Genomic DNA, 13,763 nt, shown 5'->3' with positions numbered 1-13,763 from the left:
GAAAGGGAAGTCCCGTGCGACTGCTCGTCACCGGCGCCGCCGGATTCATCGGGTCCACCTATGTGCGCCACGCGCTCGCCGGAGCGTACGGCGACCCGGGCGACGTACGGATCACGGCCCTGGACAAACTGACCTACGCGGGCAACACCGCCAACCTCGCCGACGTACGGGACCATCCGGGCCTGACGTTCGTGCGGGGCGACATCTGCGACGCGGCGCTCCTCGCCGATCTGCTGCCGGGCCACGACGCGGTGGTGAACTTCGCCGCGGAGAGCCACGTGGACCGCTCCATCGCCGGCGCGTACGACTTCGTACGCACCAACGTGCTCGGCACCCAGGCCCTGTTGTCGGCGGCGCGGGCCGCCCGGGTGCCCCGGTTCGTGCACATCTCCACCGACGAGGTGTACGGGTCGATCGAGACGGGCTCCTGGACCGAGGAGTGCGCCCTGATGGCGAACTCGCCCTACGCCGCGTCGAAGGCCGGCGCCGACATCCTGGCGCGTTCCTTCGCCCGCACGTACGGGATGGACGTGAGCGTGACCCGGTGCAGCAACAACTACGGCCCCCACCAGTACCCCGAGAAGCTCATCCCGCTCTTCGTGACCAACCTGCTGGAGGGGAGGCAGGTCCCGCTGTACGGCGACGGCCTGTGCGTCCGCGACTGGCTGCACGTCGACGACCACTGCCGCGGCGTCCAGCTGGTCCTGGAGAAGGGCAGGCCCGGCGAGGCGTACAACATCGGCGGCGGCGAGGAGCTGACCAACCTCGCCCTCACCCGCCGGCTGCTTGAGGCGTGCGGGGCCGGGCCCGAACGGATCGTCCACGTGTCCGACCGGCCCGGCCACGACCGCCGTTACTCCGTCGACGACCGCAAGCTCCGCGAGCTCGGGTACGCCCCGCGCGTCCCCTTCCGCGACGGCCTGGCCCGGACGATCGACTGGTACCGCGACAACCCGCAGTGGTGGAAGCCGCTGCGCGGCGAGCTGACCGCGGTCGCCTGAGCAACCGGCGACGCGGGAACGGCCCGGGCAGCTCCTGCCCGGGCCGTTCCTCATGGGCGCGTCCTCATGGGCGTTGTCCTCATGGGCGCGGCGGACGGCGCCTCAGCGGCCGCCGGGGGTGAAGCGGTAGAGCTTGTTGTTGTGGCCGCTCAGACCCTCGCCCACGTTGGAGATGTAGTAGCCCGAACCCCAGTACACGCTGCCGTCGACCACGGCCGCGCCGCCGAAGACGGAACCGCCGCTGGCGAAGTCCCAGAGGATCTTGCCGGTCCTCTCGTCCAGGGCGTACATGTTGGTGCCGCTGGGCGCCGAGGAGCCCGCGTACATGACGCCGTTGGCGTGGGTGATGAAGGAGTCGTCGAGCCACTGGCCCTCCTTGCCCTGCGGGTCGGCCGTCTGCCACTCGATCTCGCCGGTGGCCGCGTCGACCGCCGCGAAGAACCCGCTGTTGACCGTGGACCTGGTGCCGTCGGCGGCCGTGATGGTCCAGGGCAGGTGATCACCGTTGCCGATGCCGACGTAGATGCGCTTGCCGTCGGTGGCACTGCCCCACTGGATACCGCCCAGCGCACCGCCGGGGCCGACCTGCGTCTGCCACACCACCTTGCCGGTGGCCGGTTCGAGGGCGTAGTAGACGCCGCTCTTCTGGCCTATGCCGAGCAGGTCCTTCGGCTTGCCGTCGATCACGGTGGTGTAGAGGTTCGGGGCGGAGCCGAAGTCGAAGTCCGGGGCCTGGTTCTGCATGTACATCATCCAGGTGTCGGCCGTCAGCGTGTGATGGGCCCACTTGATCTTGCCTGTCCTCAGGTCGAGGGCGAGCACGCTGTCGAAGTGGTCGTCCTCGGAGGGCGGGGTGCAGTCGGTCTGCTTCGGGTTGAGGCAGACGCCGGGCGGCGAGGTGTAGTTGTTGCCCGTGCCCACGTACACCAGGCCGGTCTTGTGGTCGACCACGGGCTGGCTGCCCCACACGGAGGCGCCGGTGTAGCCCTTCGGGATGGTGTGGGTCTTCCACAGGATCTTGCCGCTGCGGGCGTCGATCGCCAGGAGCGCGCCGCGGAACTGCGGCTCGTCGTGCAGGGTCGACGCCTTCGAGGACGTCCCCACGTAGACGACCCCGTTGTCCACGGTGGGGGAGGAGGTGATGACCGTCGTCGGGTCGTCGTCGACCTTGGTCATCCACTTCTTGTCGCCGGTCCCGGCGTCGACGGAGATGAGGTACGCGCTCTTGAGCGCCGTCGTCGTCAGCGTGCCGGTGCCGATGTAGAGGTTGCCCTTCCAGTAGGCGGGGCTGGTCCGGGACATGTGCCCCTCGACGCCGTCGTACCCGGCGACGCTGCGCGACCACACCTCCTTGCCGCTGTCGGCGTCGATGGCCCACAGCTTGCCGCCCCAGTCGGGCACGTACACCGTGCCGCCCACGACGGTGGGGGTGGCGGAGACATCACCGTCGGTGGTGAAGGTCCACTTCGGCGCCAACTTGCCCACGTTGTGGCGGCCGATGGTCCGCTCGGTGGCGGCGTGCCGGGTGTTGTGGTTGTTCTGGCCCGCGCTGACCCACTCGGGCTTCACGGGGACGCTCCGGGCCTGGGAGGACGCGGAGGACGCAGCGGACGCGGAGGACGCGGAGGACGCGGTGCTCAGGGCGGGAGCGCCGGTCTCGGCGGAGGCGACGGTGGCCAGCATGAGGGCGGCGCAGCCGGCCGCCGCGACGGACAGCCGTCCCCACAGCCTTCGGACGCGTGCGGACCGTCGTCCCGTACTGGGTTTCATGGAGTTGTTCCCTCGTTCCTGTGGGTGAGTGGATGGGTGCATGGGGGTGCATGGGGATGTGTGGTCAGGGGGAGGAGGCGGGGGTGCGATTACGGAGCGGCCACCGCGGGCGCGTCGGTCCAGTCGGCGACCCGCAGATCGACGGCACCGGCCTCGTCCCCCGCGTCGATCGCGCGGCCTGAGATCTCCTTCAGGAACTGCCGTGCGGGCGCGTTGCGCGCGGTGGGCCGGTAGGGCAGCCGCAGGGTGCGGCAGCCGGCCGCCGCGGCCTCGGCGCCGAGCATCCGCAGCATCCGGGTCTCCACCCGGCGGTTGAGGACCCGGCAGCTGAGCAGGAACACCGGGACGTCCAGCACGTCGCCGTCGGCCCGGGCGAGCACCAGCCCGACGGTGCCGTAGTCGCCGAAGACGTCGCTGACCCGTACGGTCCAGCCCCGGCCGCCTTCGTCCAGCAGCCGGCGCAGCTCCGGCACCGTGAAGGAGGTGCCCGCCAGCGTGAACTGCGTCGTGCGGGAGGTCAGTTGGGCGGCCCGGTCGAGTGCGGAGTCGGTCAGCTGCGCCATCGAGACCTCGATGGCGCAGCGGTCCAGGAACTCCTCGTAGTCCGTGAGGGACCGCTCCAGGGCGCGCCGCTCCGGTTCGGCCTCGTACCAGTCGGCCCGCAGCCGGTCCTCGTCGGTCACCGTGAGCTGGTCGAAGGCGGTCTCGCGGGCCAGCTGACGCGGCGCGGCGTCGGCGTCCCTGCTCAGCTCCACCACGGCGACCTCGGGCAGCGCCGCCCGCACCGAGGCGCACTCCACGGCGTCGTCGTCCACGAAGACGAACGAGTTCAGCGCGAGCCCCAGCTCATGGGAGAGCTCCCGCAGGTACCGGGCCTTGGGCTGCCAGCCGATCCGGTGCGCGGTGACGTCCTTCATCGTGAGGACCATGCCGGGGTTCTGTGCGAACACGGCCCGGACGTCGGCCTCCTCGTTGCGGCTGCACAGGCAGAGCAGCTTGCCCTGGGCGCGCTGGCCGAGCATGAACTCCTGGACCGCGCGGCGCCCCGGGCCGATCTCGACCCCGAGCGGCCCGTCCTCGCCGCAGACACCGGCCCACAGCGTGTTGTCGCAGTCGAGCACCACGACCTTGCGCGGCTTGTTCCACGTGGTCGCGGCCAGCCGCACCAGCCGGTCGGCGAGCGCCTCGAAGTACGCGTCGGTGTAGGGGAGATGGGCGATGCGGTCGGCGTACTCGTCGTGCGTCTCCGGCACGTCGTACTGGCTCGGCAGGTCGTCGAGGTCCACGAGATGCAGGCCCGGCAGCGGGGCGACGGCCTCGCCGATCCGCCGCGCGGCGGCCTCGGTCCAGCGCGCCCGGGCGGGGTCGGCGAGGGCGCCGGGCGACGGCGGGGCCAGGGCCACCAGCCAGGTCGCGGCGGAGCGGCCCGGGACGGTGGACAGCACCGAGAGCAGCTCGTCCAGGATCCGGTCGCCGGCCGACGGGTCCGCGGCGCCGCGGAAGAGATCCTCGGCGCGCAGCAGCAGCACGTTCACCCCGGCGTGCGAGAGGAGCACACCGGCGGGGTCCAGCAGCGGCTCCACCACCTGCCCGTACGGCGCCGCCGACACCTCGCGTCCGCTCTCCCGCAGCCGCCGCGCCATGGCGTCCCTGAGCCCGTCCGAGGTGAAGGTCGCGGCGAGGGCGATGCCCGGGGTCCTCTCCTCGCTCATACGGCCCGACCGTCCAGGTGCGCGCGGACGGTGGCGGCGAGTTCGGCGGCGGTCGTGTCGTTGCCGAGCGCGTGCACCGGCAGCTCCACGTCGAGTTCGCGCCAGAGCCGCGACAGCACGCGCACGGCCCGCATCGAGTCCCCGCCCAGCGCGGCGAAGGGGACATCCGGGTCGACCGCGTCCAGCCCCAGGATCCCGCGGAACACTTCGAGGACCGTGCTTTCCACGGATATGGCCTTCAGTTCATTCGCTTCCATCTGGAGAACACCCTCGTTTCAGCCGTGCACCGGCCAACGCATATGGCGGAAAAGGTTCTGGAGGAAGCGTGCTCCCGGCCGGTCAGGCGCCACTCAAGCGCCACTCAAGTCCGTGCGCTGAAAGGGGAGTTGATACGTTACGATACCGCCCGCGGTTGTTGCGCCCCCCACCGATCTACCGGGAGAAACACCCATGCGCAAAAGCGGGTTGGCCAGTCTCGTCCCTCTTTACTTCATCATCCTGATCGACAACCTGAGCGTCAGCCTCATCATTCCGGTGCTGATTCCCATCGCCTACGACGCCGATATCGGCATCATGGGCAGCGGCGGCACCAGTACCCGTGACCTGTTCTACGGAGTCGCCATCGGCAGCTATTCGCTGGCGATGTTCTTCGGCGCCCCGCTGCTCGGCTCGCTCTCCGACCACTTCCGCCGCAAGAAGACACTGATGCTGTGTCTGCTGGGCCTCGCCCTCAGCTACGCGCTGACCATCTGGGGGCTGGCGCGCCAGGACGTCGTCCTGTTCGTCGCCGCGCGCGTGGTCGGCGGCCTGTTCTCCGGCAGCCTGCCCGTCGCCCAGGCCGCGATCCTCGACGTCACGCCGAAGGAACGCCGCGTGAACTCCATCGGCCTGATCATGTTCTGCGTCTCGTCCGGATACGTGGTGGGCCCGCTCATCGGCGGCTACCTCAGCGACTCCACCCTGGTCTCCTGGTTCAGCCTGCGGACCCCGTTCGTCTTCGTGGCCGTCGTCACGCTGCTGAACCTCCTGGTGCTGCTGATCTCCTTCCGCGAGGCGCCGGCCACCCGGCCGGCCGGGCGCATGACCTTCCCGAACCCGGTCAAGCACCTCATGGAGTCCTTCACCTTCCCCGGGGTCAGGGTGCTCTCCGTGGCCCTGCTCCTCATGTCCCTCGGCTGGACGGCCTTCTTCCAGTTCATCGGGTTGTACCTGACGGCGAACGAAGGCTTCGACCAGCGTGAGGTCACCAACCTCATCTCGGTGGTCGGCGTGGGTCTCGCGGCCTCCTTCCTCTCCTTGGTGCCGCTCTCGATGAAGTACCTCAAGCCGCAGCTCGCGGTCGCCGGGGCGCTGGCCGGGATGACCGTGTGCGTCGCCGGCACCGCGCTGACCGGCTCACGGATCGTGCTCTACGCCCTGTGCCTGATCGGGGCGGCCACCTACGGCATCTCCTACAGCGGGCTTGTCGGCATGATGTCCGCGGCCGTGGACGACAGCCACCAGGGTTCCGTCATGGGCACGGCCGGCGCCATCGCGGCGCTCTCCGCGGGCCTGTCCGGCGTCGTCTTCGGCATCATCGACGGCTCCAGCGCGGTGCCCATCTTCTCCGCGGCGGTCTTCGTGCTCCTCGGCTTCCTGCTGTTCGCAGCGGTGCGGCCGGGCGCCACCGCCGCCCAGGAGGAGCCACGGGAGAGCGCCGACAGGACCTCCGCCGCCTGAGTCCCGTCGCCGCCTGAGAGCCGTCGCCTGAGACCGGCCGCCTGGGACCGGCCGCCTGGGACCGGTCGCCTGGGACCGGCCGCTGCCCGGGTCCCGCCCGGACCCGGCCCGGACCCGGCCCGGACCCGGCCGGACCTGGGCGACCCGGCCCGGTCTCAGCCTCGGCCGAGGGGCACCGGGCCCGTGGCCTCCTCGCCGATCAGGTGCGGCACCCCGGCGGCCGGGGCGGGCTCCAACAGGTGGCGCACCAGCCGCGCCGCCACCGGCTCCACAGGGCCTGCCGTCTCCCGGGCGCCGGGCGAGTTCGTCTGCTCGGTCCGCAGCATGCCCGGCCGCGCGAGGTGGAACGCCACCCCGGGCCGGTGCCGGGCGGCCCAGCGGACCAGGCCCTCCACGGCGGACTTCGCCGCGACGTAATGCGGCCAGTCGCGCGGCGGTTCGTCCAGGCCGGCCGAGGAGATCACCAGGCACCGGCCCCGGCCCGGCTCCAGCAGCGGGAGCAGCCCGGTCAGCGGCGCCCCGACCAGCCGCAGCGATGCGGACAGGAACGCGTCCATCCGTTCCAGGTCGCCCGCGGCCAGGCCGAGGGTGCGCAGCGGCGGGGCCGCGCTGCACACCAGGAAGCCGAGCCGGCCGTGCTCACGCTCGACACGGGCGCCGAGCTCGGCGCTCCAGCGCGGGTCCGAGGCGTCGCCGGGCGCGGGACGCAGCCGTCCCGGCAGCCCCTCGGCCTCGGCGGTCAGGGTTTCCGGCAGCGCGTCCCGGCTTCCGACGTAGACCTCGCAGCCCTGTGACGCCAGGGCCAGCGACAGGGCCGCCCCGAGCCCCCGGCTGCCGCCGACGACCACGGCCGAGGCGCCCTCCAGCCGGGTCGAAGGACTCAAGTGCGCCGCCAGCGCGGCCGAACCGGCCGGGGGAGCGGGCACGCGGACCATCGCCTCGATCTCGGCCTCGGCGACGACCGCGCCGTCCGCCATGACCTCCCCGGCGATCGACACCAGCCCGAAGCGCCGGTCGGTGTGGACGACGCGCGCGCGGTACGACAGGCGCACCGGCCCGCTCGCCGCGACCGGCGGGAACCGCAGCGCCACCCGGCCCAGCAGGCAGTTCTCCCCCGGCAGGGACATGCCGGCCACATAGCTCGACCACAGCAGGCAGGCCAGCGGCGCCGGCCCGAGCAGCCGCGCGGCGGCCGGGAACCGCTCGCGCAGCGCCTCGATCCCCTCCGGGCCGTAGTCGCCGCAGACCTCGGTGCCCGGCGGCAGATCCGCGATGGTGTGCAGGGGCGCCACGGTGGCCGGCGGCACGGGCAGCGGCGCCAGGTCCGGCGGCGTACCGGGGCGGACCCGTACGGTCAGGCAGGCGCGGTCCCCGTCGAGCAGCCGGTGCCCGGACCCGGCCCCGCCCACGGGCTCCGCCCGGTACCGCACGCCGGGGAAGACCGGGTTGCCGAAGTCCGCCTCGACGGCCGTCACCCCCGCCCCGCCGTCCGGCGCGGACTCCTCCAGCGTCGCCAGGGCCGCGAGGACGCCGTGGGCGACGGTCCGGCCGAAGGGCGTACGGCGGGCGTGGCCGGGCGAGCAGTGCAGCGCGTTCCGGTCGCCGCTGACCCGCGCGAACAGCGCCACGTCGTCTTCCGAGAGCAACACGGGTGTACCTCCGGCGGTGGCCAATTGCGATTCGGCAGCAGTTGAACACCCCACGGGGGCCGCTGTCCTGCGGGGTCGACCGCGATTCGAGTGGAGATGGACGGGGGCCGTGTACCAATGACTCGGGTGTCCTGGGCGGTGGAAAGGTCTGAGTGCATGACGGAGCGTCAGGCGAGTCCCTACGAGCGCTTTCAGTGGAACAGGCATCAGCAGAATCCCGATGACCCGGGACTCACCGTCAGTTATGTGTACGCGCTGACCGGGGACGTCGACACCGGCCGTCTCGACGCCGCACTGCGCACCGTGGTCTCCACCGCGTTCCCCCGGCTTCTCGACTACTTCACCGAGATCGGCGGGGAACTGGTGGCGAAAAGCCGCCCCGTGCCGCGACAGGTGCTGCGGCAGTGCGAGCGCAGGGACGACCTCCTCGATCCCGGCGGTATCGACCCCACCGGCCAGGAACTCTTCCGCTTCCGCCACTGGCGCGAGGCGGACGAACGGCTGCTGCTCCGACTCGACTTCAGCCATGTCGTCTTCGACGGCGGCTGCTACGCCCCGTTCCTCACCGCCCTGGCCACCTGCTGGCAGGGCGGGACGCCGGCCCTGGAGAAGTCGTTCGCCACGGCGCCCCGGTCCGACGCCGCCCAGGACGCTGCCTTCTGGCGGTCCACGCTCGCGGGCCGCCGACTGCACCAGCCGCTGCCCTTCGCCGCCGCGGCCCACGGCGGCGGCCGCCGGATCGCGGTCAAGGAGACCATCAGCGGCGAACAGGCCGAGGACATCCAGCGGTTCCTGCGCCACCACGAACTGAGCCCGCTCCAGTTCGTCGTGGGCGTGACCGGCGCCCTCGTGCACGCCTACGGCGACGACGACCGCGACATCGTGGTGGCCCACACCGTGGACACGCGCACGTACGGGGCTCCCTACGGCTGCCACACCAACCTGCTGCCGCTCTGGCTGGACGTCGCGGCACAGCCGACCGCGCTGTCGCTGTTCGAGCAGGTACGGACGCAGCGCGAGGACCTCCGTGACCACCAGGGCTTCCCCGTCGCCGATCTGCTCGCGCTGGCCGCGGCCGAGCAGGGGCTCGCCGCTGACCGGGGCGGCAGCGTCCTCAACCTCGTGGTGAATTCCTCCTCCGCGATGCTGCCGACCGCGCTGCCCGAACTGGCGGGCGTGGACGCCTCCTGGATCCGCAAGCCCGACACCGGCAGCACCAGCGAGCTGAGCGTCAACTTCAGCTCCGACGCGCAGGGCCTCCACCTCTCCTTCGACTCCTCCACGCGCGTGCTGTCGCCCGAGGCGCTGTCGGCGCTGGCGACCAACTTCCTGCGCCTGGCCCGGTTCATGACGGCCGAGCCGCACCGCCCGCCCGCCGAGTGCGACCTGTCGCGCCCGCTGGAACCGGTGGCCGAGGGCGCCGTCAGGACCACCCCGGCCGGGCAGGGCCTCGGCGCGGCCCTCGCCGAGGCGGCGGAGGCGGACCGGGACCGGGTGGCGGTCGTGGACGACCACCGCTCGCTCACCTACGGCGAACTGCTGGACGCCGCCCACCGGCTCGGCGACTCCCTGGCCCCCGGCGACACCCGGCCGGTCGGCGTCCTCATGGAGCGGTCGGCCGCGATCCCCGTCGCGTACCTGACCGCGCTGACCCTGCGCCGCACGTTCGTACCGCTCGACCCCCACCTCCCGGACAGCCGGCTCACCTACATGGCCGAGACCGCCGGAGTGGGTGTCGTCCTGGTGGACGCGGCGACCCGGGACCGGGCGGCCCGCCTGTTCCCCGGCACACCCACGCGGGAGGTGGACGGCGCGCCGCCCGCCTCCCCGCCCCCGCCCAGGGCCCGGCCCGCGGGCCCGGCCGACGCCGGGCGCACCGCGTACGTCCTGTTCACCTCCGGCTCGACCGGCACCCCCAAGGGCGTCGCGGTGAGCGAGGGCAACCTCGTCAACTTCCTGCACTCCGTGCGCGAGGACCCCGGGATGGGCCCCGACGACCGCATCGTGGCCCTGACCCCGATCGGCTTCGACATCTCGCTCCTGGAGATCCTGCTGCCGCTGCTGTGCGGCGCCACCGTCCAGGTGCTCTCCGAGGAGGCCAGGACCAGCGCGACCCTGCTCGCCGAGCGCATCGACGGCAGCGGCGCGACCGTCGTCCAGGCCACCCCGTCCACCTGGCGCATCCTGCGGTCGGCCGGCTGGCGGGCCCGGCGCCCCATGACCCTGCTGTGCGGCGGCGAGGCCCTGGACGCCGACCTCGCGCGGTACCTGCTGAGCCAGAGCGCGGCCGTCTACAACATGTACGGCCCGACCGAGGCGACCATCTGGGCGAGCTGGCAGCGCGTCACCGACGCCGGCCACATCCACCTGGGCGAGCCCGCCCTGGGCACCCGGTACTACGTGGTGGACGCCGACGGGCGGTCCGTGGCCCCCGGCATGCACGGCGAACTGATGATCGCCGGTGACTGCGTGGCCCTGGGATACCTGAACGCCCCGGCGACCGCCTTCGGGACGCTGCCCGACGGCACGCCCTCGTACCTGACCGGCGACCTGGTCCGCCACGACGGCGCGGCACGGCTCACCTACGTCTCCCGCAAGGACGGCCAGCGCAAGGTCAACGGCCACCGGATCGAACTCGGCGAGGTGGCGGCCGCGGTGGCCGCCCAGGCCCCGGCCGCGACCGTGGTCGCCGTCGTGCGCCCGGAGCCCGAACCGCACCTGCGCTGCTTCGTGTGGCTGCCCGCCGGCGAGCCCTTCGACGCCGCCGCGGTGCACGAGCGGTGCCGGGAGACCCTGCCGTACTACATGGTCCCGCAGGGCGTGCACCGGCTGACCGCGATACCCCTGACGGCCAACGGCAAGACCGACGTCAAGAAGCTCGGCGAGGCCCCCCTGTCCACGCTCGGCCTCCATCCGCAGGACGAGACACCCGCGCCGGCGGCCGACGCGCGGCCCGCCGCGGCGGAGACCGGCGGCGCGGACGGGCAGGACCTCCTCACCGAGCTGCGGCGGCTCGTCGCCGGCGAACTGGGCCTGCCGGAACCGGACACCGACCGGCCGCTCGGCTACCAGGGCGTCACCTCGCTCGGCTACAACCTGCTCGCCGCACGGATCAGCGAGCGGTACGGGATCGTCGTCCGCGCGCACGACTTCTACCGCATGAACACCCTGCGCAGCGTCGCCGAGACCGTCGAGCGGCTCACCGAGGGCCGGGCCGGGCGCGTCGGCGGGCCCGCGAAACGGCAGGACACCCGGCCGGCCCCGGCCCCGGCCCCGACGGCGCGGCCCGGCTCCGACGACGGCCGCCTGGCCATCGTCGGCCTCGCCGCGGTACTGCCCGGCGGCCCGGACCCCGAGACGTTCTGGCAGACCCTGCTCGACGGCAGGGACTGCGTCGGGCCGGCCGCCGCAGAGCGCGAACTGCCCGGCGAGTTCGCCGGGTTCCTCCCCGGGATCAAGGGGTTCGACGCCCGGTTCTTCTCCATCTCGCCCCGGGAAGCGAGCTGGATGGACCCGCGCCAGCGGCTGCTGCTGCAGTCCGTGTGGCACACGATCGAGGACGCCGGGTACGCCCCCTCCGAGCTGAACGGCTCGCGCACCGGCTGCTACCTGGCGGCCACCGGCAACGACTACGCCCTGCTCCAGGCCAGGGCCGACGCGCGGCAGATCCCGTACTCACTGGTGGGGCACTCCATGAGCCTCATCGCGAACCGCGTCTCCTCCTGGTTCGACTGGCACGGCCCCTCCACGGTCCTCGACACCGCCTGCTCGGGCTCCCTGGTGGCGCTCGTCCGGGCCTGCCGCGACCTGCGCGCCGGGGTCTGCGACGCGGCCGTGGTCGGCGGCGTCAACCTCATCCTCGACACACAGATCAACGAGGGCCTGCACGCGGCGCGGTTCCTCTCCCCCGACCACCGCTGCGCGACCTTCGACGCCGCGGCCAACGGCTACGTACGCGGGGAGGGTTACGGCACCTTCCTGGTCAAGCGCCTGGCGGACGCCCTCGCCGACGGCGACGACATCCGCGCGGTCGTCGAGAGCGTGGCCGAGAACCACGGCGGCCGCGCCAACTCCCTCACCGCCCCGAACCCCAACGCCCAGTACAGCCTCCTCCTGGACGCCTACACACCCGAACTCGCCGCCCGCACCGGCTACATCGAGACCCACGGGACGGGCACGGTGCTGGGGGACGCCATCGAGCTCGACGCGCTGAAACGGGCCTGGGAGCAGCTGGTGCCGGGCGGCGCCGGGCGCCCCGTCCGGCTCGGCGCGGTCAAGTCCCAGATCGGGCACCTGGAACCCGCGGCCGGGGTCGCCTCCGTGACCAAGGTGATCAAGGCGTTCGAGCACCGGACCCTGCCGGCCAACCTGCACTTCCAGGAACTCAACCCCGGCATCGACCTGACGGGCACCCCCTTCGAGGTACTGCGGAAGACCGTCCCGTGGGACGACGACGGCGCACACGTGGCCGGGATCAGCTCCTTCGGCTTCGGCGGCAGCAACGCGCACGTCGTGCTCTCCGCGCCACCGGCCCCCGCCGCCCGCCGCGCCACCCCCGCACAGACCCGCCTCGTACCGCTGTCGGCGCGCACCCCGCGGGCGCTGAACCGCCTGACGGCCCGGCTGCTCGACCACATCGAGCGCCGCGGGCCGCTGTCCGACGCGGACCTGCGCGACCTCTCGTACACCCTGTGCAGGCGCGAGCCGCTCGCGTACCGCCTGGCGTGGTGCCCGGCCTCCGGCGACGAGCTGCTGCGCGCGCTGCGCGCGGCGGGCGAGCCGGTCCAGACGCAGCCGTGCGCACGGGGACGAGGCGCGGACCGGCCCACGCCCGAGTCGGCCCGCGAGGCGTACCTGTCCGGGCAGCCGGTCGACTGGCAGGCGCTGTTCGCGCCGCACACACCGCAACGGCTGCGGCTGCCCGGCTACCCGTTCGACGAGACGGATCTCTGGTTCACCGACGAGGGGCGGACGCCATGACGACCGAAGCCGACCAGCGGGCCCGCCGCACCGGCGCGGAGCCCATCCGGCTGCTCCCGGCCGACGGCCCCGGCACCTTCCGGGCGCACCTCGACCGTGACCACACCTACCTGAGAGAACACCTGGTCGGCGGCGGCCGTGTGCTGCCCGGCGTCGCCTGTCTGGAGATGGCCCTGCGCGGCGCCGCACTGCTCCACCCCGGCGCGACGGTGTTCGCCGTCAGGGACGCCGCCTGGCTGCGGCCGATCTCCGGTGAACAGCCGCTGGACGGACTCGTCGTGGCCTTCCGCTCCGCGCCCGGCGCTGCCTCGGTGGACTACACCGTCACCAATGGGGGCGCGCTCTGCGCCCTGGGCACGCTCCTCCTCGAGAAGGACGGGACGGCCGAGAAGCTGGACCTGACCCCCGTGGTGGGGCTGGAGGTGCGCGACGAGATCTGCGCGAACACCACATCCCATTTCACCCGGCGGGAACTCTACGGAGAATTCTCGGACATGGGCATCGACTACGGTCCTTATTTCCGTCGCAATACCTATGTGCAGCGGTACGGACAGCGGTCCCTGGCCTGGCTCTCGCACAACGACGGAGTGCCGATGGGGGTGGTGAACCTCCTCGACTGTTCCTTCCAGTCGGGCCTCGCCATCTCCATCGGAGAGCACCGTGACAGCTTGATGCCCTTCTCTATGGGGCATATGATCTTTCACGCTCCGGCGCGATTTCCCGCCGACTCGGCTTTCGTCCTGACAGAGAAACTCTCGCCCTTCAGGACCAATTTCACGGTGTACGACGAGGATTACGGACCGCTTCTCTCGGTTGTCGACCTCGGTGTGAAACCCGCTCTTTGAACCCGGCGTCCTAGACATAGGGGATTTTGTTGAGTCGCAACGAATGGCGAAGCGGAAATTCCGCGTCCGGTACAGCGTGCCCCGATG

The 13,763-nt window shown here is 72.3% G+C and carries 8 protein-coding genes; 4 read left to right on the top strand and 4 right to left on the bottom strand.

What is annotated here, in order from left to right; all coding sequences use genetic code 11:
• The first annotated feature begins 14 nt into the window (after window positions 1–14).
• Entirely contained in the window at window positions 15–1,001 is a 987-nt protein-coding gene (rfbB, locus tag ACZ45E_RS20315) for a dTDP-glucose 4,6-dehydratase (protein ID WP_468222409.1), read from the top strand.
• 102 nt (window positions 1,002–1,103) lie between these two features.
• Here rfbB and ACZ45E_RS20310 read toward each other — a convergent pair whose 3' ends face one another.
• From ACZ45E_RS20310 to ACZ45E_RS20300, 3 genes are all read right to left on the bottom strand, one after another.
• Window positions 1,104–2,771 (bottom strand): outer membrane protein assembly factor BamB family protein, encoded by a 1,668-nt coding sequence (locus ACZ45E_RS20310; RefSeq protein WP_468222407.1) that lies wholly within the window; start codon window positions 2,769–2,771, stop codon window positions 1,104–1,106.
• A gap of 89 nt (window positions 2,772–2,860) precedes the next feature.
• Window positions 2,861–4,483: an HAD-IIIC family phosphatase gene (locus ACZ45E_RS20305; RefSeq protein WP_468222406.1), complete on the bottom strand. Its 1,623-nt coding sequence runs from the start codon at window positions 4,481–4,483 to the stop codon at window positions 2,861–2,863.
• Window positions 4,480–4,740, bottom strand: a complete 261-nt coding sequence (locus tag ACZ45E_RS20300; protein ID WP_468222404.1) for an acyl carrier protein — start codon at window positions 4,738–4,740, stop codon at window positions 4,480–4,482. The genes ACZ45E_RS20305 and ACZ45E_RS20300 overlap by 4 nt, the downstream gene beginning before the upstream one ends.
• Before the next feature lie 193 nt (window positions 4,741–4,933).
• Between ACZ45E_RS20300 and ACZ45E_RS20295 the strand changes: the two genes are divergently transcribed.
• Complete coding sequence (locus tag ACZ45E_RS20295) at window positions 4,934–6,202, top strand: MFS transporter (RefSeq protein ID WP_468222403.1); 1,269 nt, start codon at window positions 4,934–4,936, stop codon at window positions 6,200–6,202.
• Between the two features lie 155 nt (window positions 6,203–6,357).
• Here ACZ45E_RS20295 and ACZ45E_RS20290 read toward each other — a convergent pair whose 3' ends face one another.
• Window positions 6,358–7,851, bottom strand: coding sequence for an SDR family NAD(P)-dependent oxidoreductase (locus ACZ45E_RS20290; RefSeq protein ID WP_468222402.1), 1,494 nt, complete (start codon window positions 7,849–7,851; stop codon window positions 6,358–6,360).
• A gap of 156 nt (window positions 7,852–8,007) precedes the next feature.
• Here ACZ45E_RS20290 and ACZ45E_RS20285 point away from each other — a divergent pair, with 156 nt between their 5' ends.
• Together ACZ45E_RS20285 and ACZ45E_RS20280 are read left to right on the top strand one after the other, a co-directional pair.
• Window positions 8,008–12,831 carry a beta-ketoacyl synthase N-terminal-like domain-containing protein gene (locus ACZ45E_RS20285; protein ID WP_468222400.1) on the top strand — a complete coding sequence of 1,608 codons (4,824 nt, stop codon included), beginning with the start codon at window positions 8,008–8,010 and terminating at the stop codon, window positions 12,829–12,831.
• Window positions 12,828–13,676, top strand: a complete 849-nt coding sequence (locus ACZ45E_RS20280; protein ID WP_468222399.1) for a polyketide synthase dehydratase domain-containing protein — start codon at window positions 12,828–12,830, stop codon at window positions 13,674–13,676. Before ACZ45E_RS20285 ends, ACZ45E_RS20280 begins: the two co-directional genes overlap by 4 nt.
• Window positions 13,677–13,763: the final 87 nt, after the last annotated feature.

It is taken from the genome of Streptomyces sp. NPDC030991 (assembly GCF_055571235.1).
The sequence above is the reverse complement of the archived record's forward strand: the minus strand, read 5'-3'. Positions and strand labels throughout refer to the sequence as shown.